The organism is Polaromonas sp. P1_A2, assembly GCF_056406895.1.
On sequence record NZ_JBFTZI010000007.1, the window covers coordinates 74,016 to 94,175 of the forward strand.

Genomic DNA, 20,160 nt, shown 5'->3' on the forward strand with positions numbered 1-20,160 from the left:
TGGGGGCGCTGACAAGGCATGGGCGGGCGCAGAGGTCCTACCTTAGCGCCAAACAGCCAGCTTAGCGAAAACCCGCCCCCGGGAGGCCGCCAACAAGGTTGCAAATCCTGCCAACGACACGGAGAATCAGCTCATGCCCTCCCGCAGCCCCGCCAACCCGCCCATCGCCGCCACACCCATGGCCTTTGCCAGAAGCATAGTAGCCGCGTACAAACGCTACAGCAGCAGCCCGGACCAGGCCCTGAAACTGGCACAGATCACGCCAAACCAGCTGAAACAGCCGACCGCCCACATCACGGCCCGCCAGATGGAAGTCCTCTCCGGCGCCGCCATGCAGGAACTCGACGACGAAGGCCTGGGCGCCTTTGGCCGCAAACTGCCCTGGGGCAGCTACGGCATGCTGGCCCGTGCATCGATCAGCTCACCGAATCTGGGCATAGCCCTCAAACGCTGGTGCCGCCACCATGCGCTGATCACCGACGACATCATGCTTCGCCTGGCCACCAGCGGCGATACGGCCGCGATCACGGTGGAAGAAAAGGCGCCAGGCCAGGTCGGCGAATTTGGCCTGGTCCACGTACTGCGCAATATCCACGGCTTGGCCTGCTGGTATGTGGATTCGCGGATTCCGCTGCAGGGCGCGCGCTTCCCGTTTGAGGCGCCGGCCCATGTCGAGGCCTACGCCCTGATGTTCCCCGGCCCGGGCCTGCAGTTCAAGGCCGCGCAGGCCGAGATTAAATTTGATGCACGTTACCTGGCCTTGCCGCTGCGGCGTGATGAAAAAGCCCTGCAGCAGATGCTGCAGCGGGCCTTGCCTTTGACGGTGCTGCAGTACCGGCGCGATCGTTTGCTCGTGGAGCAGGTGCGGCAGGCACTGGCAAACCCGGCAGCAGGCGCATCCCATACCGCGGAAACCCTGGCGGTGGCCCTCAATATGTCGCCGCGCTCTTTGCATCGCCAGCTTCAGGAGGAAGGGGCTTCGCTGCAGCAGCTCAAGGATGAGGTGCGGTTTGAGAAAGCGAAAGACTTGTTGCTGCGGACTTCAAAGCCTATCAAGCAGGTGGCCGAGGCTTCGGGGTTTCGGAATGAGAAGAGTTTTACGAGGGCGTTTCGGGAGTGGAGCGGCCATTCGCCGGCAGAGTTTCGGCAAGGAAACCAGCCACCGCTGGCCTGATTTGCCCCTTTCATGGCAGGACTTGTGACGCATGGAGTCCTAGACTGTGCGCATGATCACCCTTCACCACTGCGTCAGCGCCCGCTCGTTCCGCCCCTTGTGGATGCTCGAAGAGCTGGGCGTGCCCTACACGCTGCGCATGCTGCCTTTTCCGCCACGTGCGCTGGCCCGCGAATTCCTGGCGGACAACCCCTTGGGCACCGTGCCGCTGCTGGTGGACGGTGACACCCGCATGACCGAATCCGCGGCGATATGCCAATACCTTGCGGCACGGCACAGCCCCGGCCAGCTGGACGTCCCGCTGGCAGACCCAGCCTATGGCGCTTACCTGAACTGGCTGTACATGGGCGAGGCCACACTGACCTTTCCGCAAACCCTGGTGCTGCGCTACACCCATTTCGAACCCGAGGCGCGCAAACAGCCCCAGGTCGCGGAAGACTACAGCCGCTGGTTCCTCGCCCGGCTGAAAGCCATGGACGCCGCCCTGCAGCAACAACAGGAGTTTCTCTGCGCCGGCCGCTTCACCGCAGCCGATGTGTCTGTCCACTACGCCCTCATGCTGGCCGGCCACCTTGGCCTGGCAACGCAATTCCCCGACGCCGTGCGCCGTTACCGCCAGCAGCTGGAGCAACGCCCGGCATTCCAGCGCGCCCTGCTGGCACAGCATCAGGCCGCGCTGGACCAGGGCATCTCCACCACGCCGGCACCGGACATGCGGCCGGCAATGTCTAAACCCTCACCCGCCCAAGCATGAACGGCAACACCACACGCTCCACCGCACGCAGCAGCCTCAACTCGCCCCCAAAAAACATCTTGGCCTCCGCCGGTCCGTCCGTGTTCTGAGCCTCGATCTCAGCCGTCACCGCCTGCATAGCCTCGGGCATAGCCTTGGCCAAACGATCAAGCTCACGCTCACCGATACGCCGATTCAAGCCCAGCGCTTCGCCCGCGGCCAGCACGGCCTCTCGGTTCACTTCGCCAAAGCGCACGGCGCCGGGCAGCGGGATCATGAGCTGGACGTCCGGCCACATCGCGCGCGCCTCGGCATACGCGGGCGTGTGGTACACCGCCGTGGAGAGCATGTCGTAAGGTGGTGAGACTTCTATCCCCTGGTCGCTGACCCGGAAGGAAATGTTCTTGAGGTGGTTGTCATCGTTGCCGATGAGCAGGTTGAACACCAGCCAGCGGTACAGGCGCAGCCTGGCTTCGGCGCGGTTGCGGCACAGCGTGATGCAGGCGGCGACGGCTTCGAGGCTGGCGGACGTGTTTTTGAACCCGCGCGATTTGTTTAGCAGCTGGCAGGCGTCGATGACGTGCAAGCGCTGGGTGATGCCTTGCGCGTCCGCGGCGCGGTCAAAGCGCTCTATCAGGTAGACGGGCTCGGGCACATAACGGCGGTGGACGGCGGGCGCGCCCAGGCCCAGCCGGGTGGCCAGGCGCTGCATGGCGTATTCGTTGATGACGGAGCTGGGGTAGTCGTCGCTCAGGTGGTTGGGTTTGAGGATGTGGGTGGAGGGCTCGCCGCCCATGGGCTCAAAAAGATCGCCGTTGCGGTAGACCACCAGCAGCTTGTGCTGGGCACCGGCGACGGACATCTGCTTGGGCGCACCGCTGCTGAGGGATTTGCGCGGCAGATCGCAGATGCGTTGGCTCAGTTCTTCATCGTGCAGGACTTTGAGGTTGCCGCGCGCGGGCGCTTGCGCATCAGGCGGCAGCAGCACCAGCGAGCCGGCGGATTCCGCTCCCAGGTATTGCAGCAGGGCAAAGGCGTCGTCACCCTGGATACCAGCATCCTTGAGCAGGGCCTGGCGCAAGGTTTCTTCGGGCAGCAGGTTGTCGAAGTACCACTGCACGGGCCGCTGGGTGGCGCCGTCCTGGTGCGACGGGTTTGCGCGGTCCAGGGCTGGGGAAAGGTCGAAGCTGCCGGGGGCCTGCGACCATGCGGGGTCATATTCGAAACTCCAAAGGTCGTTACCCTCACTGAGGGTGCCGACATGCTGGTCGTTGAGGTAAGCGTTGAGTGTGCGCACGGCTTAGCGCTTATTGTTATTAGTGGGGGTGGGCTTGCGCCCGGCTTTGCCCTGCAACAGCCTGAGTTCGGCACCCGAAGTGTCGGGGATGTCGACGCAAAGCTTGAGGCCCATCTCTTCCAAGACCTTGAAGACAAGGCCCATGCGGACGGTTTCCTTGCCGAGTTCCAGGTCGGAAGCGAACTGCTTGCTCACGCCGACCGTGGCGGCCATGTCGTCGAGGCGGACTCTGCTGCTGCGGCGCACCGCCCTAAGCGCAAGGCCAAGTTCGGCGACGGAGTGGATAGGTATTTGCATAAAAATCCTGTGATTGCAGGATTTTTATCGGAAAACCGATATTTGGTCAATAAAATCCTGGGATCACAGGATTTTTATCGGAAAACCGATATTTAACCAACAAAATCCTGGGATCACAGGATTTTTAACTCAAACCAGGGCCTCCGCAGCCTTGACCCCCACCCCAATCCCATCCAAAGCTCCGGCCAGATTCGCCACAGTCCGGTCCACGTTATGCCACTTCTCCAGCCCAAACAGCCCCACACGAAAGGTCTTGAAGTCAGGCCCTTCGTCGCATTGCAGCGGCACGCCGGCGGCGGTTTGCAAACCCTCGTTTAAAAACTTCTTGCCTGACTGGATGTCGGGATCGGTGGTGTAGCTGACCACCACGCCCGGGGCCTTGAAGCCTTCAGCGGCCACGCTGGGCAGGCCGCGGTTTTCGAACAGCTGGCGCACCTTGCGGCCCAGCTCCTCTTGTTCAGCCTTCACTTTGGCAAAGCCGTAGTCCTGCGTCTCTTTCATGGTGGCGCGCAGGCGTGTGAGGGCGTCTGTGGGCAGGGTCGCATGGTAGGCGTGGCCGCCGTTTTCGTAGGTTTCCATGATCTGCAGCCACTTCTTGAGGTCGCAGGCGAAGCTGGAGCTCTGGGTGGTTTCAATCGCGGTGCGGGCGCGTTCGCTGAGCATGACCATGGCGCAGCAGGGTGAGCTGCTCCAGCCTTTTTGCGGGGCGGAGATCAGGATGTCTACGCCGGTGGCTTTCATGTCGACCCACATGGCGCCGGAGGCGATGCAGTCGAGCACAAACAGGCCGCCCACGGCATGCACGGCGGCCGCGACGGACTGCAAATAGCCGTCGGGCAGGATCATGCCGGAGGCGGTTTCGACGTGGGGGGCAAAGACCAGGGCGGGCTTTTCCTTGGCGATGGCGGCGACGACGTCGGCCACCGGTGCGGGAATCCACGGCGCCTGGGCGCCTGCCGCCGTCTTGCGGGCCTTGAGCACGGTGTGTGAGGCGGGGATGTTGCCCATCTCGAAAATTTGCGTCCAGCGGTAGCTGAACCAGCCGTTGCGGACGACCATGACATGTTTGCCGGCAGCGAACTGGCGGGCCACGGCTTCCATGCCGTAGGTCCCGCTGCCGGGCACCAGGGCAACGGAATGGGCGTGGTAAACCTCTTTGAGGATGGCGGAGATGTCGCCCATCACGCCCTGGAAGCTGCGCGACATGTGGTTGAGCGCGCGGTCGGTGTAGACGACGGAGAATTCGAGCAAACCGTCGGGGTCGACATTGGGCAGAAGTCCGGGCATGGTCTCACCTTGATTTTTAAAAGTCGGGCTGGCAGCTTAGCACCGCGGGCCCATTCATGCACCCAGGGAAAGGCGGGATCCCCACTGCGCCCTCCCCCGCGCTCTCCGCAGGCCTGCTTGTGTGGACAATTGGGCAGGTCCGGGAGGGTCCTGGAAAGCATCCATGGCAACAGGCCAACAAGGGAGTCGGGCGTATGCACTCAGGGAGCAGGTTTTTTTTCAAGGCCTTTTTGAAGGCCTCCAGCGTGGTGATCGCGGCCGCGTTCGGCATCGCCTGCGTTGCGCTGATCAATCTTGCGCCGTTCGCCATGCTGGGAGAGGAGGCCCGGATCTTCTCGCTGTTTTTCACCGTGCTGCCCAGCCTGGCGGCAGGCAGTTTTGTGTTTGCCTGGTGCTACAAACACCACATGGAATGGCTGAATGCCGGTTTTACGGCCGCGCAGAGCCGGCCCGCCAAGCCGCAGCTGCTTGTTTCAGGCATCGCACTGGCGGCGGGGCTGGCGGCGCTGTACATCGCGGTGATCGGCCTGCATCCGAAATTTTTTGAGCTGGCCTGGCGCGAGGAAATACGCCTGGCCAACGGCGCCCGGATGGTCGTGGAAACGGGCAGGACTTATGAACGCCTGGACTTGATTCGTTTGCGCGAACTCGGCGAGGTTCGCCTGCGCAGCACCCGGCTGAGCTTTGAGCCCGCCGCGGGCCAGCCCCCGGTTTCCGTGAGCACCCGTCTGCAGCCCGTTTACCTGAACCAGATTGACGGCGTCTGGTACCTCGTGCTGGCCGGCCGGGACGACAGCCGGGAGCGGGCCCGGCCCGGGGACAACTGGGGAACCGACTACAACACCCTGCAGCAACGCCTGGCCATCTTGAAGGGCAACACCTTCGAAGCCGCCCCCTGGGAGAAAGCCCCGGCGGCGATTGTGTTTCACAACCTGCTGTCGACGGATATTTTTGACCTGGCCAAGGCCAAGGCGGCGGAGAAACACCTGATGACCCTGTACGAAAAACAGACCCTGGCTTACCGCTATGTGAACATGCCGGGCCCGGACCCACTGAGGATCACCCGAAGCAAGGCGATGAACACGCCGCTGCTCGAGGCGTACCAGGAGGCGATTGCGGGATTGATCAAACCGCCTTGAGACTGAACAGCTTCAGCCTTGGGGCGGAATCTCCTGGGCCAGCGCGCAGCCGCCGGCCTCAGGGGCTGGCCGTGCCGGCCTGCGTGCCGGCCGGCGGCAGGGACTGCAGCAACTCCTGGAAGGCGGGTGAAGCCTGCAGCACCTTGCGGCCGGCGTGGATGAGCCGGGTGACGTCTTCGGCCGGAATCGAAAACGCCGTGGGGATTTGCAGCAGGCGGCTGCGTTCCATGGCTTCGGGGGCGTCGCGCAGGTTGACGTTGATGACGTGGATTTCGGCGTCTTTGGCAAAGGCGCTTTGGCCGTCGGAGGCGGCGCGCAGCTCTGCGCGCCACTGCCGGGCCAGGTCGCCCAGCATGGCCAGGGTTTCCTGGGTGGCGCGGGCGCCGGTGCCGAAAAGCATGGCGTCCACCACCTGCAGCGTGGTGGGCACCTTGCCGCTTTCGTCGATGCGCTCGGAAGGATCGCGCTCGGCATTCACGGTGATCAGCACCAGCTTGCGCACCACGCCCTTGGGCAGGTCGCGCAGGGTGCGGCGTATGCCGCCTTCGCTGAGGGAGCGGTCCAGCAGGCTGCGCACGCCGAGGTTGTCGGCCACGCCGCCGTCGACCAGGTGGATGTAGGGGCGGGCCGCGGCGTCCTGGTAGCTGCTCAGTTGCGAGCGGAACATGCGGGTTCGGTAGTCACCGCGCGGCCCGCCCTGGGCGGCGTCCTCTTCCTCGGCCAGCGGGCGGCAGCTGCCGGCGTAGTTCTTCACCGTCATGGGGCTGAGCACCAGGGGCACGGCCGAGGAGGACGCGACCGCGAAGGACAGGGGCACGCTGGAGAGGTCTGAGCAGATGCGGGAGAACTGGTTCCACGAAAAATCAAAGCTGGAGCCCAGCGACAAATCGGTGGCCGAGACCAGCAGGCGCGGCCGGCCGGGGCGGGACCAGAGATCGCCGAAGTTGCGGCCGCGATACAGCTCATCCAGCCGCTGGGCCAGCAGCTGGCTGCGGCCGAACCAGGGGGAGCTCAGGTCATAGAGGTTGCCGGGCTTGAGCGCGAAGCTGATCAGCGAGTGCTGGAAGTCGCGGCGCAAAAACTCGGGCTCAAAACGCGTAAAGGTTTCATTGCCGAAAGCCGCGTAATAGGTGGCGATGATGCTGCCGCCGGAGACGCCGCTGACATAACGCACCTGGTCCAGCAGCCTGATGTCTCGGCCGTTCCAGCGGACCGGCGTTTCGTGCATGGCCTGCAGCACGCCGTAGCCAAAGGCCGCGGCCCGCGCACCGCCGCCCGAGAAGGTGACGGCCATGATCATGGACAGGTCCTCGGGCGCGTTGGCCTGCAGGGCCTGCACGCTGTCGGGGTCGGGCGGCAGTTCGCCGCCGGGCAGGGGGCTGTTGATCCAGGGCCGGGTGCTGGCGCAGCCCACCAGCAGCACGGCCAGCAGCACCGCCAGCAGGCGGCAGGCCCGGCGCGCCAGGCCGGGCAGCATGTGCGATGAATTCATGCGCGCCATTGTCCCCGAGACGGCGGATGGCGGCACGCCCTGGGGCGGCCCGTGTGCGGGTTTTCAGGCCTTGCCGGTGTACTGCTCAAAAAAGCCAATGGGGTGCATGTCTATGCGCCAGCCGACCTGTTCGCCCAGCGTGGCGGCCGGGTGGATGGAGGCCAGGCGCACGGCTTCGTCGCGGCTGTCGGCCTCGATGATGAAGAAGCCGCCCACCAGTTCCTTGATTTCGGTGAAGGGGCCGTCGGTGACTTTGGGCTTGCCGCCGCGCGGCTGGATGCGAATGGTCTGCTCGGGCTCGCCCAGCGAGGCGCTCAGGCGCAGCTGGCCGGTGGCCTTGAGTTCCTTGTCCTTGGGCGGGCACTGGCTGACCAGGGCCTGTACGTCGGCGGGCGCCATGGCGGCGAAGTCGGCGGGGTTGTAATAGGCGAGGCAGAGGTATTTCATGGTGTTTCCTTCAAAAAAGTGGTTGATGACACCTCTACGACGAACGAATTCGACCAAATCGACATCTTCGTAAAAATATCGGTCCCCAGCGCTTCGCTACCTGGTTTTGCGGGTGGCAACGCAGTCCGGATGATTAGTGGAATAGGACTTGACGATGGTCTTCAGCTCCGCCTCGCGTTTAAGCAAGCCGGCCCGGTCGTCGGACGCCATCCAGATGATGTCGGCCTCCTTACCTTGGGGCACATAGGAATAGAGGAGGTTCTGCGTGGCATGGTCCGGGTACCAATCGCCACCGGCCGGGCATTGACTGGCCAGATACAACGTCGCGCTGGCGCCGTCTTTGGTGGTGATCACCCCCCGGTTTTCGAAGGTGCATTTCCGGGACTGCGGTATGTACCAACCGCCCACCTCGGTGCTGCTCCAGAAGCGCACGCCATTCAGGAAGACGGCTGGTTTTGTTTTTGTCCCCTTGGGCACAAAGCCCTGCGTACCGGCCACTGTGTCAGACATCCAGTTACCCTGAACGATGTCGAACGTGAATTGGCAGCCCTGATTGCCTGAACTGACGAACGCGGTGTCGGTGATCCGGTGCGGCCAGATTTTTGACCATACGATCAAAAGCAAGGTTATTGCGCCTACTCCCACGACACCCCATTTGAGCAGGCTCCAAAGGTATTGATACCACGGCTTCATGCTTTTCCTCCTGTTGTCATATCGATTCTCACCGCACGAACGCCAGATCGCTCTTGCAGGTTTGGAGTTTCAGCGTCGCCATGACGGCCACCAGCTGCGACCGGTATTTTTCGAGAGCCTCTTTGTTGTCGGCGTAGAGGCCCGCGCCCAGGGAAATCCCGCGCCCTTCAAGGGTTCCGTACAAGCGGTATTGTCCCGGGGGCCCCGAAAACACCGTCTGCTTTTCAGGCCGGCACTGGACGGTTTCATAGTGAACCCGCAGGCCGTCGGCGGTTTGGCCATGGCCATCCCCATCGCCGGTGCGGGTGCATACGGCGGGGTCATACAGGTGGCCAAGAGACCAATTGGCGAGGAAATGCAGATAGGCCTCAGGCGTGCGGCCCGATTTCACCGGTGCATAGGTATTGGTGATGTAAGGCTTGACTTCCCACTCCCGCGGGCTCAGTTCAACGGAGTACTCGCAGGATTCTTGATTGAACTTCAGTGTTTGTGCCGCAGGTTTCTCCGATGGCCACCATTGCAGCGCCAACGCCACCATCACCACCACGCCGAAGAAAAACAAGGCCCAGGTCAGCAGGCTCTTTAGAAACCGGAACATGGCTTTGCTTTCAGCATTGAGGAACTCCGCTCAAGGCGTTTCACCAATTGGCAAACTCGATAACAAAGGCCCCAATATTGATTTGCCATGGTCGCCTCAACCCATCAACTTAGTAAGGCCTGCAGATCGGCCATGTCGGTAAAGACATGGGTAGCGCCGCTGGCCTTGAGCGCCGTGGGCGCGTCATGGCCCAGTTCGGACGGGCTGTAGCCGAAGACGGTGCAGCCGGCCGCCACGCCGGCGGTGACGCCGGTCACGGTGTCTTCGACCACGGCGCAGCGTTTCGGGTCCACACCCAGGGCCGCGGCGGCGGCCAGGTAGACGTCGGGGAAGGGTTTGGAGCGCGGCAGCTCGTGGCCGCTGAAGATGCGGCCCTTGAAGAAGGGCATCAAACCGCATTTCTCAAGCTGCAGCTCGACCTTGAAGCGGTCGGCGCCCGAGGCGCAGGCGATACGGCCGTCGTAAAGCGCATGGACTTTGGCGATGGCGTCGACGGCACCGCTGATGGCTTTGAGGTCGCGCATCAGGCCCTGGTTGCGGCGCTCGCGGAACTGGACCATCCACTCTTCGGTCAAGGGACTGCCGGTGTTGGCGGCGATCAGCGCGGCTTCGTCCTTGACGGCCTTGCCGACAAAGATGCGCATGCATTCGGCGGGGCTGAGCTTCCAGCCGCGCTCTTCAAGCATGTCGCGCAGCACGCCGTTGGTAATGGGTTCGCTGTCGACCAGCACGCCGTCACAGTCGAATAACACCGCGTCGAATTTCATGGTTCCGCTTTCATGTCCAGTTCAGGTTTTGCCGGGGCGGCGAGTGTGAACATCACCCATTCCGGCCGCATATTGAAGCGCACGGGCAGGATGCTGACGCCCAGGCCGCTGGTGATGTACATGCGATTGTCGCCGTGCTCTATCCAGCCGTAGGCCCAGTCGCGCGGGCCGGCGCCGGGCACGATGGGCGCGCCTATGAAAGGCAGGCTGACCTGGCCGCCGTGGGTATGGGCGGCCACGATGAGGCCGCGCACGGCCGGCAGCTCGAACAGGCTGGCCGGCTCGTGCATGAAGACCAGGGCTTGCGCGCCTTTTGGCACCGCGGTCATGGCGCGCACCGGGTCGGAATGGCCGGTATCGTCGTCGCCCACACCGACCACCCACAGGGCGGTGCCGGGCAGGGGCGCGGCCTGGTTCTCCAGCACCTGGATGCCGGCGCGCTGGAAGGCGGCGGTGAACTTCGCGCCGTCGTGCCACCAGTCATGGTTGCCCATGACGGCATAGACGCCCAGCCGCGCCTTGAGTCCGCCCAGCACCCGCGCGATCTCGTCTTCGGGCGTGGCGGCAATCTCGGGCTGATAGTCGCGGTCTGCAAGAAAGTCGCCGGGCAGCAGGATGACGTCGGGCTGGGCGGCGTTGATCTCGGCCACGATGGCGCGGGCGCGCTCCAGCGTCATGACGCGCCACAGCGGTCGTTTGGTGAAATGCCAGTCGGAGGCGACGGCCACCTTGAGGCCGGGCGGGCCTTTCCAGTTTGGGACGGTCTCGCTGATCTCGCGGTAGGCCACCCAGCGTGGCTCTATGAGCACGGCCCAGATAAAGAGCAGAACCGCCAGCAGCCGCAGGGCCCAGGCGGCGATTTTCCAGCTGCGGCTCAAACGGTTTCCTTGAACAACATGGACGCCCTCTCCCCTCTTGTCGTTTGCCTAGGCGATGTCGCCGTCCACATAGTACCAACGGCCATCTTCATGCACGAAGCGGCTGCGCTCATGCAGCCGCACGGCCGGGCTGCCCGGGCTTTTCTGGCGCGCGACAAATTCGACTTCGGCATGCGTGGCGTCAAGCTGGCGGTGGCTGCGCACCTCCAGGCCCAGCCATTTGGCGCCGGGATCGAAATCAATCGTTGTCGGCCTGTGGCTGGCATGCCAGGTGGCGAGCAGGTAATCGGCGCGCTCGCCGACAAAGGCGGTGTAGCGCGAGCGCATCAGCGACTCGGCGTCGGGTGCGGGGGCGGTGTCAAAGTGGTCGAGGTAGCGGCCGCAGCACTGGGCATAGGCCAGGGGCCGCTTGCTGGCCTGGCGGCCGCAGGGGCAGGCTTGGGAAGCTGCGGGCTGGGGCATCTGCGCCATCAGCCCTTTTTGGCCTTGCGTTCTTCCAGTGTCTCCGTGGGCGCGCCTTGTTTGACCCATTCGGCATAACCGCCGTCGATATGGGCGACATTGCGCATGCCCATGTCCTGCAGGGTTTTGGTGGCCAGGGCACTGCGCCAGCCCGCGCCGCAGAACAGGATGAACTCCTTGCCCTCGTCGGCGAACAGGGGCTTGTGATAAGGCGAGGCCGGGTCCACCCAGAACTCGAGCATGCCGCGCGGCGCGTGGTAGCTGCCGACGACGGTGCCGGCGCTGAGTTCACGCACGTCGCGGATGTCGACGATTTGCACCTTCGGGTCCTTGAGGCGCGCCTTGACCTCGTCCACGCTGTAGGTCTTGACCTGGGCCATGGCCTCGTCGACCAGGGCGCGGAATCCTTTGGTGATGGGCATTTGTTATCTCCTCAGGCCAGGGCGCGCTGGATGATGATTTTTTGCACGTCGGAGGTACCTTCATAGATCTGGCAGACGCGCACGTCGCGGTAAATGCGTTCAACGGGGAAGTCGTTCACATAGCCATAGCCACCCAGGGTCTGGATCGCCACGCTGCAGACCTGTTCGGCCATTTCGCTGGCAAAGAGCTTGGCCATGGCGGCCTCCTTGAGGCAGGGCAGGCCGGCATCGCGCAGGCTGGCGGCGTGCCAGATCAACTGACGCGCAGCTTCTATCTTCGTTGCGCATTCGGCCAGGCGAAAGCCCACGGCCTGGTGGTTGAAGATGGCGGTGCCGAAGCTTTGCCGCTCTTTCGCATAGTCGAGGGCGAATTCAAATGCGCTGCGCGCCATGCCCACGCTTTGCGCGGCAATGCCTATGCGCCCGCCTTCAAGCGCGCCCAGGGCGATCTTGTAGCCCTCGCCTTCGCTGCCGATCAGGTTCTCGGCCGGGATACGGCAGTTGTCGAAATTGATCTGTGCGGTGTCGCTGGAATGCTGGCCCAGCTTGTCTTCCAGCCGTGCGACCACATAACCGGGCGCGCTGGTGGGCACGATAAAGGCGCTCATGCCTTTTTTGCCGGCGCCCTTGTCGGTCACGGCAATGACGATGGCGGCGTGGCCGTTCTTTCCGCTGGTGATGAACTGCTTGACGCCGTTGATCACATACTCGTCGCCCTCTTTGACGGCCGTGGTGCGCAGCGACGATGCATCGCTGCCGACGTGCGGCTCGGTCAGGCAGAAGACGCCCAGCATCTCGCCTTGCGCCAGCTTTGTCAGCCACTGCTTTTTCTGCTGGGCATTGCCGTAGCGCATGAGGATGGCATTGACGGGGCAGTTGGTGACGCTGATGGCGGTGCTGGTGCCGCCGTCGCCGGCGGCGATTTCTTCCAGCACCAGGGCCAGCGTGAGGTAGTCCAGGTTGGCGCCGCCAAACTCTTCGGGCACACAGATGCCGTAGGCACCCAGCGCGGCCAGGCCTTTGTGCGCCTCAACGGGGAAGTGGTGCTCCTTGTCCCAGCGCGCGGCATGGGGCCAGAGTTCTTCTTTCGCGAACGCGCGGACCGCGTCGCGGATCATTTCCTGGTCCTGGTTGAGCAGCATGGTGTGCCTTGCGATGAATGTGAAAAAGAAAAGAAGCCGTGAAAGGCCTACCAGGCGCCGAAGGGGCGGCCGTCGTAGTCGAGGAAAGCGCCCTTGTGCTCGGGCCCCAGCCCGGCCAGCGCGGCGCGCATGGCCGTGACGCTTTGGACGGTGGTGAGCGGCGCGCCGCTGCCGCCCATGTCGGTCTGCACCCAGCCCGGCGACAGGGCCACCATGATGGCCTTGGGGTAGTCGTGCTGGGCCGAGGCGACCACCATGTTGAGCGCGGCCTTGCTGGCGCGGTAGACCCAGCCGCGGCTGCTGTCCACACCGTCTATCTTGGCCATGGCGCTGCTGATAAAGGCAAAACGCCCGCCGCCGCCGCGCACCGCCTCGACCAGGGGCGCGACCTGCGGGATGGCCTGCATGGCGCCCAGCACATTGGTGTGCATGGCGTTGTCAAAGGCCTCGCGTGTGGGCGGGCTCAGCGCGTCGCCGTGCGGGAAGACGCCGGCCACATAGAGGGCGATGTCGATTTCCTCGCCGTCCAGCAGCCAGGCCAGGCCGCTGATGCTGGTGGGCTGGGCCACGTCCAGGCGCAAGGCCTTGGCGCCCAGGCCCTTGAGGCGCTGCAGGCCTTCGTCGTCGCGCGCGGTGGCAATGACCTGCGCGCCTTCGGCCAGGTACTGGCGGGTGAACTCAAGCCCTATGCCGCGCGATGCGCCTATGACGAGGACCTTCACGACAAATCAGATCAGTTCAACGGCGAGTGCCGTGCCTTCACCGCCGCCTATGCACAGCGTGGCGATGCCTTTTTTCAGGCCACGCGCCTTGAGCGCATGGATCAGCGTGACGATGATGCGGGCGCCGGACGCGCCAATCGGGTGGCCCAGCGCGCAGGCGCCGCCGTTGACGTTGACGATGTCGTGGCTGATGCCGAGTTCCTTCATCGCGGCCATGGGCACGACGGCGAAGGCTTCGTTGACCTCCCAGAGGTCCACGTCCTTGACGCTCCAGCCTATCTTCTTGAGCAGCTTGTTGACGGCGCCCACCGGTGCGGTGGTGAACCATTCTGGCTCTTGCGCGAAGGTGGCGTGGCCGACGATGCGGGCGATGGGCTTGGCGCCCAGTTCCTTGGCAGTGGATTCGCGGGCCAGCACCAGGGCGGCTGCGCCATCGTTGATGGAAGAGCTGGAGGCGGCGGTGATGGTGCCGTCCTTCTTGAAAGCGGGCTTGAGCGTGGGGATTTTGTCGAGTTTGACCTTGCCCGGGCCTTCGTCGATGGAGATCACGGTATCGCCGCTGCGGCCCTTGACGGTGACGGGGGTGATCTCGGCCTTGAAGGCGCCGGACTCGGTGGCGGCCTTGGCGCGGTTGACGCTGGCGGTGGCGAAGGCGTCCTGCGCCTCGCGGGTGAATTTGTATTTGTCGGCGCACTGTTCGCCGAAGGTGCCCATGGCGCGGCCGGGCTCGTAGGCGTCTTCGAGGCCGTCGAGCATCATGTGGTCAAAGATGCGGTCGTGGCCGATACGGATGCCACTGCGGCCCTTGAGCAGCAGGTGCGGCGCGTTGGTCATGCTTTCCATGCCGCCGGAGACCATGACGTCGCGGCTGCCGGCCACCAGCTGGTCGTGGGCCAGCATGGTGGCTTCCATGCCGGAGCCGCACATTTTGGACAGGGTGACCGCGCCCACGCTGGCGGGCAGGCCGCCCTTGAAGCCGGCCTGGCGCGCCGGGGCCTGGCCCTGGCCGGCCATCAGGCAGTTGCCGAACAGCACTTCGTCGACTTTTTCAGGGGCGATGCCGGCGCGCTCAATCGCGGCTTTGATGGCGGCGCCGCCCAGGTCGTGGGCCGAGAGGCTGGTGAAGTCGCCCTGGAAACCGCCCATGGGGGTGCGGGCTGCGCCGAGGATGACGATGGAATCTTGGTTGGGGTTGGACATGGTCGTGTTTCCTTTCAGTTGATTCAGCTTAGTTGGCGGGCCGGGGCATTTTTGCCTCCAGCGCCTTGACGAAATTCGGGTCGATATGGGCTCGTTGCGGTGTGGCCTCGGCGAGTTTCAGATGCGTCCAGGCCATACGGTAATTGCCGCTGGTGTAGTCGGCGATGGCCCAGTTTTGCAGGTTGAGCGTGTGGCCCGGTGCTTTTTTGTAGATGGCCTCATAACGCCTGAGAGCCTCGGCCATCATGGTGGGGTTGCTCACCACGCCTGCCGCAATACCGATGGTTTTGGCGTAGTCAACGGCAAGATCGATGTCGTCGGGCGCCAGCTTTTCGGCTTCCGCAAACAGGCTCAATGAAGCGAGAAGGCCCTGGTCACTGTAAGAAGACACTGCGGCCATTCCCCATAGCGAGGGCACGCTCTTCGGGTCAATCAACCAGGCCTGGTTGAAGCGGCGCATGGCATCTGCCAGATTGCCCTGGCGCAGCAACTGCCAGCCCCGATCCGAGACCTCTTTCGCCGCCTTTGGCCTGTCACCCGGGTAGCGGGCGTCAACCTGGCTCAGGAATTCGGCGTCTGCCGCTTTTTGCTGTTCGCTCTTTTGTCCATTGCCGTATTTGGGTAACAGCGAGATGTCCTGGGAGAAAGCGAAACCGCAGAAAAAGGCCAGCGCCGCAAAAAGCGCCCAAGCCCTGATGAGTGGAGTTGATATCGTCATGTCTTTCTTGCCTCGCTGTTTGTTCCGGTCACTGTTGGGCTGGTTCAGGGCGTCAGGCCGCTGAGGCCTGTTAAAGCCGGTTCGGGCGGCAGCTGGGTCAGCACTTCGTCGTGGGCCTCGCCGGGGCTGTGCAGCGCGATAAAGCGCTTTTCGCGCTCGTAGGGGAAAACATCGTGCACATGGCCGGCCTGGATGCGGGCCTGGTGTTTTTGCCAGAAGTCGGCATCCAGCAGGTTGGCGTGGTGTTTCATGAAGACCTCGCGCACCGCGTCGTTGCCGAGCAAAAAGGGCTCGAAGGTTTCGGGGAACACGTCCTTGGGGCCGACGGAATACCAGACCTCGCCGCTCATTTCGTCTTCCTCGTTGCGGGCGGCGGGCACCTTGCGGAAGTTGCAGTCGGTGATGTATTCGATCTCGTCGTAATCGTAGAACACGACCTTGCCGTGGCGCGTGATGCCGAAGTTCTTCCAGAGCATGTCGCCGGGGAAGATGTTGGCGGCCACAAGGTCCTTGATGGCATTGCCGTACTCGACGACGGCGCGCTCTATCTGGTCCTTGGCGGCGGGCTCGGTGACGCCGGCGTCGAAGGCCTCCTGCAGGTAGATGTTGAGCGGGATCATGCGGCGCTCGATGTAGACGTGCTTGATGATGACCTCGGTCTGCCCGTCGCCGTCGCGGTCGCTGATCTCGAGCTGGCTGGGCGCGAATTTTTCGATCTCGGCGATCAGTTCGTCGTCGAAGCGGTCGCGCGGGAAGGCAACCTCGCTGTATTCCTGGGTGTCGGCCATGCGGCCCACGCGGTCGTGCTGCTTGACCAGCAGGTACTTGCCCTTGATCTGCTCGCGTGTGGTGTCTTTCTGCGGCGGGTAGTAGTCCTTGATGACCTTGAAGACGTAGGGAAAAGACGGCAGGTCGAACACCAGCATGACCATGCCCTTGATGCCGGGCGCGATGCGGAACTTGTCGGTGGAGTGCCGCAGGTGGTACAAAAAGTCGCGGTAAAAAAGCGTCTTGCCCTGCTTGGCCAGGCCCAGCGCGTTGTAGATTTCGGCGCGCGGCATGTGCGGCATCATGCTGCGTAAAAACTGCACATAGGCCGAGGGAATGCCCATGTCGACCATGAAGTAGGCGCGCGCGAAGCTGAAAAGAATCAGCAGATCGTCTTCGCCGAACAGCGCGGCATCTATGACCAATTTACCGGCCCTGTTGTGCAGCACGGGCAGGGCAAAAGGCACTTCGTTGAAGCCGTTGATGATCTTGCCGACGACGTAAGCGCCCTTGTTGCGAAAGAACAGGCTGGTGAGGACCTGGATCTGGAAGTTGGCGCGCAGCTTGACGTCGGCGAAGCGCTCGCTGATGGCCTCGAGCACATAACCGGCGTCGCGCTCCAGGTCTTCAAAGGGCAGGCGCAGGTCGAAGTCGCGCACCAGCTGCAGCAGCACGTCGCGCATGTTGTCGCGCGTGGGGTAGTAGGCGCGGTAGGTGGGCTGGGCGGTGGGCTCTTCGTTTTCGATGTACTCGGTGCTGACGGCCGGGCGCACGAAGATGAAATCGTTCTGGAAATAGCTGCGGTGCAGTATCTTGGTGGTGACCGAGTTGAAAAAGGTCTCGGCAAGCTCGGGCTGGTGGTGGTTGACCAGCAGGCCGATGTAGTGCAGCTTGACCTGCTGCCAGACGTCCATGGGCTGCTCGCCGGCCTTGAACTCGCGCTCCAGCCGGGTGGAGGCCTCGCGCACGCGAAGGTCGTAGAACTCGATGCGCTCGCGCTGGGCGCGCTGCTGGCCGTGCCAGTCGGCCGTTTCAAAGCGGTGCTTGGCGCGCGCGGACTCGGTGCGGAACAGCTGGTAGTGGCGGTTGAAGCCGTCCATCATCGCCTTTGCGATGTCGTAGGCGATGCTCGAGTCCAGGCGCTGCGGGAACATGCGGGCTATACCAGTTTCTGCTGCTGCGTGCCGCCGTTGGCACGGGCACGCGCCATCCACATGTCCCAGACGCGGTCTATGGCCTTGCTGTAGAGCTGGTCGAGCTGGTCGGGGCCGGCAACACTCATCTGCAGGTCCTGCAACAAGCCGTCGTGCACGCCGAAGGCCCAGCCATGCACGGTGACTTCCTGGCCGCGCGCCCAGGCGTCGACCATGACGGTGCTGACCGAGACGTTGACGACCTGCTCGACGACATTGATGTCGCACAGGGCCTGCGCGCGCACTTCTTCAGGCAGGCTGTCGAGCAGCTGGCGGTGGCGATGCCGCACGTCCTGGATATGGCGCAGCCAGTTGTCGGCGAGACCAATGCGCGCGCCTTCGAGCGCGGCCTGCACGCCGGAGCAGCCGTAGTGGCCGACGACCATGATGTCTTTGACCTTGAGGCGCTCGACCGCGAACTGGATGGCCGAGAGGGCGTTGAGGTCGGAGTGCACGACGATGTTGGCGACGTTGCGGTGCACAAACACCTCGCCGGGCTCCAGGCCGGTGATCTGGTTGGCGGGCACGCGGCTGTCGGAGCAGCCTATCCACATGTACCTGGGCGTCTGCTGCTTCACCAGGCCGGTGAAGAAGCCGGGCCGTTCGGCCTCCATTTGCGCGGCCCAGGCACGGTTATGGGCAAAAAGGTCTTGGAGAGAGGTGGTCATGGGCGTATTTTCACCTGCCGGCGGGAATGCCGTCCGGGAGGCGGCTGAAATCATTTTTCATCGACGGCCTTCGGCTTCAAAAGCGATTTTTCGGCCAGGCATTTTTCCCTGAAATCGGTGGCGAGCTGGTCGCTGTCGGCCCCCGGCGGGCTGCGGTCCGGCCCGGCTGCTTTCATGATCGATGCGTCGACCAGCAAGGGGCCTTCGCCGGAGAAATCACAGACAAACCGGTACTCGCTGCCGGCAACCGAGGCATCCAGCATCTTGCGGGTGAGGTGCAGCTTGCCGTCCTGGTAACACCATCGCTGCACTTCACCGTCGCCTTTGACCAGTCCGGCCAGGCAGCGCTCGCCCTGGCTTTCAAAAAAGCCGGGGCTATCTTTGCCGAGAAGTGCGTGCAGGTCCTTGAAGTTCGGGGTGGCGCCGCGCGAATACATCAGCTGCTGGGCGGGATAGGGGTTTCCCCCTCCGTGGGTATATTCAAACAGGGTGAGGTTGCCCAGGCTTTTCCATTTGAACTGCTCGCACGCCGTGTGATGCGCCAGGCCCTTGGCACTGAAATTCATGGTGTCCTCAAGCTGGATGCTGGCGCTGGAGCCATCCTGCAAGGTGAGGCCCACGGTGTAGGCCACAAAACTGCCCTCCAGGGCGAGTTCGTTCCCGCTCGGCTCCCCGATTCTTGAGCCTTCCACAAAAATATTGCTCACCTTTCCCCGCAGACTTTCGGGAACAGGGCATTCGAAGCTGGCGTCCGCTTCGACGGACGCAGCGTTGTTGGGCAGGGGCTCATCTTTCTCGCACGCGCCGAGAAGCGCGGCAAGCGCGAGCACAAGAACCCATTTCGCGCTCTGATGTATCACCGGCATGGGCACCGGCCTCACATGGTCTCGGCGAACAGCTCGCGCCCTATGAGCATGCGGCGTATTTCGCTGGTGCCGGCGCCGATTTCATAGAGCTTGGCGTCGCGCCAGAGCCGGCCCAGCGGGTATTCGTTGATGTAGCCGTTGCCGCCGTGGATCTGCAGGCCCTCGCCGGCCATCCAGGTGGCTTTTTCGGCGCACCAGAGGATGACGGAGGCGCAGTCCTTGCGGACCTGGCGCACATGGTCGGTGCCCAGCATGTCGAGGTTTTTGGCGACGGTGTAGGCAAAGGCGCGGCCGGCCTGCAGCACGGTGTACATGTCGGCGACCTTGCCCTGGATGAGCTGGAACTCGCCGATGCTCTGGCCGAACTGCTTGCGGTCGTGGATGTAGGGCACGACGCTGTCCATGACGGACTGCATGATGCCCAGCGGGCCGCCGGTGAGCACGGCGCGCTCGTAATCGAGCCCGCTCATGAGCACCTTGGCGCCGCTGTTGAGGCCGCCCAGGATCTGGCTGGCGGGGACTTCCACATTGTTGAAGACCAGCTCGCCGGTGTGGCTGCCGCGCATGCCGAGCTTGTCGAGCTTTTGCGCGACGGAAAAGCCCTTCATGCCTTTTTCGATCAGGAAGGCGGTGACGCCGCGCGCACCGAGCTCGGGCTCGGTCTTGGCGTAGACCACCAGGGTGTCGGCGTCGGGGCCGTTGGTGATCCACATCTTGCTGCCGTTGAGCAGGTAGTAGCCGCCCTTGTCCTCAGCTTTGAGCTTCATGCTGATGACGTCGCTGCCGGCGCCGGGCTCGCTCATGGCGAGCGCGCCCACATGTTCGCCGCTGATGAGTTTGGGCAGGTATTTTTTGCGCTGCTCGTCGCTGCCGTTGCGCTTGATCTGGTTGACGCAGAGGTTGCTGTGCGCGCCGTAGGACAGGCCCACGGAGGCGCTGGCGCGGCTGATCTCTTCCATGGCGATCATGTGGGCCAGGTAGCCCATGTTGGCGCCGCCGTATTCCTCGCCCACGGTGATGCCCAGCACGCCGAGCGCGCCCATCTTGGGCCAGAGGTCCATGGGGAACTGGTCGCTGCGGTCGATCTCGGCCGCGCGCGGGGCGATCTCGGCCTGGGCGAATTCGCGCACCGCGTCGCGCAGGGCGTCTATGTCTTCACCGAGCATGAAGTTGAGTCCGGGCATGTTGGTCATGGTG

Annotated in this window: 22 protein-coding genes; 4 read left to right on the forward strand and 18 right to left on the reverse strand. The window is 63.7% G+C overall.

The window, feature by feature from the left end:
- The first annotated feature begins 133 nt into the window (after positions 1 to 133).
- Both AC1D09_RS22030 and AC1D09_RS22035 read left to right on the forward strand, forming a co-directional pair.
- Entirely contained in the window at positions 134 to 1,174 is a 1,041-nt protein-coding gene (locus AC1D09_RS22030; RefSeq protein ID WP_477662439.1) for an AraC family transcriptional regulator, read from the forward strand.
- Positions 1,175 to 1,226: 52 nt separating this feature from the next.
- The gene (locus tag AC1D09_RS22035; protein WP_477701232.1) at positions 1,227 to 1,928 is read left to right on the forward strand and encodes a glutathione S-transferase family protein; all 702 of its coding nucleotides are present in this window, start codon (positions 1,227 to 1,229) and stop codon (positions 1,926 to 1,928) included.
- Here the strand turns inward: AC1D09_RS22035 and AC1D09_RS22040 are convergent.
- Positions 1,903 to 3,204, reverse strand: coding sequence for a HipA domain-containing protein (locus tag AC1D09_RS22040; protein WP_477662441.1), 1,302 nt, complete (start codon positions 3,202 to 3,204; stop codon positions 1,903 to 1,905). The genes AC1D09_RS22035 and AC1D09_RS22040 overlap by 26 nt on opposite strands.
- Between AC1D09_RS22040 and AC1D09_RS22045 the strand changes: the two genes are divergently transcribed.
- Positions 3,169 to 3,597, forward strand: coding sequence for a hypothetical protein (locus tag AC1D09_RS22045; protein WP_477662442.1), 429 nt, complete (start codon positions 3,169 to 3,171; stop codon positions 3,595 to 3,597). The genes AC1D09_RS22040 and AC1D09_RS22045 overlap by 36 nt on opposite strands.
- A 33-nt stretch (positions 3,598 to 3,630) precedes the next feature.
- Here the strand turns inward: AC1D09_RS22045 and AC1D09_RS22050 are convergent, their stop codons facing one another.
- Positions 3,631 to 4,788, reverse strand: coding sequence for an aminotransferase class V-fold PLP-dependent enzyme (locus AC1D09_RS22050; RefSeq protein ID WP_477662443.1), 1,158 nt, complete (start codon positions 4,786 to 4,788; stop codon positions 3,631 to 3,633).
- A 230-nt stretch (positions 4,789 to 5,018) separates the two neighbouring features.
- On the opposite strand from AC1D09_RS22050, the gene AC1D09_RS22055 reads away from it, so the two are divergent.
- The gene (locus AC1D09_RS22055) at positions 5,019 to 5,927 is read left to right on the forward strand and encodes a hypothetical protein (protein WP_477662444.1); all 909 of its coding nucleotides are present in this window, start codon (positions 5,019 to 5,021) and stop codon (positions 5,925 to 5,927) included.
- Between the two features lie 58 nt (positions 5,928 to 5,985).
- Here AC1D09_RS22055 and AC1D09_RS22060 read toward each other — a convergent pair whose 3' ends face one another.
- The 16 genes from AC1D09_RS22060 to AC1D09_RS22135 all read right to left on the reverse strand — a co-directional run bounded on the left by AC1D09_RS22060 (position 5,986) and on the right by AC1D09_RS22135 (position 20,156).
- Positions 5,986 to 7,419 (reverse strand): patatin-like phospholipase family protein, encoded by a 1,434-nt coding sequence (locus AC1D09_RS22060; RefSeq protein WP_477701233.1) that lies wholly within the window; start codon positions 7,417 to 7,419, stop codon positions 5,986 to 5,988.
- A 63-nt stretch (positions 7,420 to 7,482) separates the two neighbouring features.
- Positions 7,483 to 7,866, reverse strand: coding sequence for a YciI family protein (locus AC1D09_RS22065; protein ID WP_477662446.1), 384 nt, complete (start codon positions 7,864 to 7,866; stop codon positions 7,483 to 7,485).
- Between the two features lie 96 nt (positions 7,867 to 7,962).
- The gene (locus AC1D09_RS22070; RefSeq protein WP_477662447.1) at positions 7,963 to 8,559 is read right to left on the reverse strand and encodes a hypothetical protein; all 597 of its coding nucleotides are present in this window, start codon (positions 8,557 to 8,559) and stop codon (positions 7,963 to 7,965) included.
- A 28-nt stretch (positions 8,560 to 8,587) separates the two neighbouring features.
- Positions 8,588 to 9,157: a hypothetical protein gene (locus AC1D09_RS22075; protein WP_477662448.1), complete on the reverse strand. Its 570-nt coding sequence runs from the start codon at positions 9,155 to 9,157 to the stop codon at positions 8,588 to 8,590.
- Positions 9,158 to 9,261: 104 nt separating this feature from the next.
- On the reverse strand, positions 9,262 to 9,924 hold the full coding sequence (locus AC1D09_RS22080) for an HAD family hydrolase (RefSeq protein WP_477662449.1): 663 nt from the start codon (positions 9,922 to 9,924) through the stop codon (positions 9,262 to 9,264).
- On the reverse strand, positions 9,921 to 10,802 hold the full coding sequence (locus AC1D09_RS22085; RefSeq protein ID WP_477662450.1) for a metallophosphoesterase: 882 nt from the start codon (positions 10,800 to 10,802) through the stop codon (positions 9,921 to 9,923). The genes AC1D09_RS22080 and AC1D09_RS22085 overlap by 4 nt, the downstream gene beginning before the upstream one ends.
- 48 nt (positions 10,803 to 10,850) lie before the next feature.
- Positions 10,851 to 11,273, reverse strand: a complete 423-nt coding sequence (locus AC1D09_RS22090) for a YchJ family protein (RefSeq protein ID WP_477662451.1) — start codon at positions 11,271 to 11,273, stop codon at positions 10,851 to 10,853.
- A complete protein-coding gene (locus tag AC1D09_RS22095) occupies positions 11,273 to 11,686 on the reverse strand; it encodes a rhodanese-like domain-containing protein (RefSeq protein WP_477662452.1) in 414 nt (137 codons plus the stop codon). Before AC1D09_RS22095 ends, AC1D09_RS22090 begins: the two co-directional genes overlap by 1 nt.
- Before the next feature lie 11 nt (positions 11,687 to 11,697).
- Positions 11,698 to 12,828, reverse strand: a complete 1,131-nt coding sequence (locus AC1D09_RS22100; protein ID WP_477662453.1) for an acyl-CoA dehydrogenase family protein — start codon at positions 12,826 to 12,828, stop codon at positions 11,698 to 11,700.
- Positions 12,829 to 12,875: 47 nt separating this feature from the next.
- The gene (locus AC1D09_RS22105; RefSeq protein WP_477662454.1) at positions 12,876 to 13,550 is read right to left on the reverse strand and encodes an SDR family oxidoreductase; all 675 of its coding nucleotides are present in this window, start codon (positions 13,548 to 13,550) and stop codon (positions 12,876 to 12,878) included.
- 6 nt (positions 13,551 to 13,556) lie between these two features.
- Complete coding sequence (locus tag AC1D09_RS22110) at positions 13,557 to 14,750, reverse strand: acetyl-CoA C-acyltransferase (protein WP_477662455.1); 1,194 nt, start codon at positions 14,748 to 14,750, stop codon at positions 13,557 to 13,559.
- A 28-nt stretch (positions 14,751 to 14,778) separates the two neighbouring features.
- Complete coding sequence (locus tag AC1D09_RS22115; protein WP_477662456.1) at positions 14,779 to 15,468, reverse strand: hypothetical protein; 690 nt, start codon at positions 15,466 to 15,468, stop codon at positions 14,779 to 14,781.
- 44 nt (positions 15,469 to 15,512) lie between these two features.
- Entirely contained in the window at positions 15,513 to 17,390 is a 1,878-nt protein-coding gene (aceK, locus tag AC1D09_RS22120) for a bifunctional isocitrate dehydrogenase kinase/phosphatase (RefSeq protein WP_477662457.1), read from the reverse strand.
- Positions 17,391 to 17,395: 5 nt separating this feature from the next.
- Complete coding sequence (gene can, locus AC1D09_RS22125) at positions 17,396 to 18,097, reverse strand: carbonate dehydratase (protein WP_477662458.1); 702 nt, start codon at positions 18,095 to 18,097, stop codon at positions 17,396 to 17,398.
- Positions 18,098 to 18,147: 50 nt separating this feature from the next.
- Positions 18,148 to 18,969, reverse strand: a complete 822-nt coding sequence (locus AC1D09_RS22130; RefSeq protein ID WP_477662459.1) for a hypothetical protein — start codon at positions 18,967 to 18,969, stop codon at positions 18,148 to 18,150.
- 5 nt (positions 18,970 to 18,974) lie between these two features.
- Positions 18,975 to 20,156: an isovaleryl-CoA dehydrogenase gene (locus AC1D09_RS22135; protein WP_477701234.1), complete on the reverse strand. Its 1,182-nt coding sequence runs from the start codon at positions 20,154 to 20,156 to the stop codon at positions 18,975 to 18,977.
- Positions 20,157 to 20,160 lie beyond the last annotated feature (4 nt).

Coding starts and splice junctions, on each gene's coding strand:
- AC1D09_RS22030 (WP_477662439.1), top strand. CDS start 134: ATGCCCTCCCGCAGCCCCGCCAACCCGCCCATCGCCGCCACACCCATG.
- AC1D09_RS22035 (WP_477701232.1), top strand. CDS start 1,227: ATGATCACCCTTCACCACTGCGTCAGCGCCCGCTCGTTCCGCCCCTTG.
- AC1D09_RS22045 (WP_477662442.1), top strand. CDS start 3,169: ATGCTGGTCGTTGAGGTAAGCGTTGAGTGTGCGCACGGCTTAGCGCTT.
- AC1D09_RS22050 (WP_477662443.1), bottom strand. CDS start 4,788: ATGCCCGGACTTCTGCCCAATGTCGACCCCGACGGTTTGCTCGAATTC.
- AC1D09_RS22060 (WP_477701233.1), bottom strand. CDS start 7,419: ATGAATTCATCGCACATGCTGCCCGGCCTGGCGCGCCGGGCCTGCCGC.
- AC1D09_RS22065 (WP_477662446.1), bottom strand. CDS start 7,866: ATGAAATACCTCTGCCTCGCCTATTACAACCCCGCCGACTTCGCCGCC.
- AC1D09_RS22070 (WP_477662447.1), bottom strand. CDS start 8,559: ATGAAGCCGTGGTATCAATACCTTTGGAGCCTGCTCAAATGGGGTGTC.
- AC1D09_RS22075 (WP_477662448.1), bottom strand. CDS start 9,157: ATGTTCCGGTTTCTAAAGAGCCTGCTGACCTGGGCCTTGTTTTTCTTC.
- AC1D09_RS22080 (WP_477662449.1), bottom strand. CDS start 9,924: ATGAAATTCGACGCGGTGTTATTCGACTGTGACGGCGTGCTGGTCGAC.
- AC1D09_RS22090 (WP_477662451.1), bottom strand. CDS start 11,273: ATGGCGCAGATGCCCCAGCCCGCAGCTTCCCAAGCCTGCCCCTGCGGC.
- AC1D09_RS22095 (WP_477662452.1), bottom strand. CDS start 11,686: ATGCCCATCACCAAAGGATTCCGCGCCCTGGTCGACGAGGCCATGGCC.
- AC1D09_RS22100 (WP_477662453.1), bottom strand. CDS start 12,828: ATGCTGCTCAACCAGGACCAGGAAATGATCCGCGACGCGGTCCGCGCG.
- AC1D09_RS22110 (WP_477662455.1), bottom strand. CDS start 14,750: ATGTCCAACCCCAACCAAGATTCCATCGTCATCCTCGGCGCAGCCCGC.
- AC1D09_RS22115 (WP_477662456.1), bottom strand. CDS start 15,468: ATGACGATATCAACTCCACTCATCAGGGCTTGGGCGCTTTTTGCGGCG.
- aceK (WP_477662457.1), bottom strand. CDS start 17,390: ATGTTCCCGCAGCGCCTGGACTCGAGCATCGCCTACGACATCGCAAAG.
- can (WP_477662458.1), bottom strand. CDS start 18,097: ATGACCACCTCTCTCCAAGACCTTTTTGCCCATAACCGTGCCTGGGCC.
- AC1D09_RS22135 (WP_477701234.1), bottom strand. CDS start 20,156: ATGACCAACATGCCCGGACTCAACTTCATGCTCGGTGAAGACATAGAC.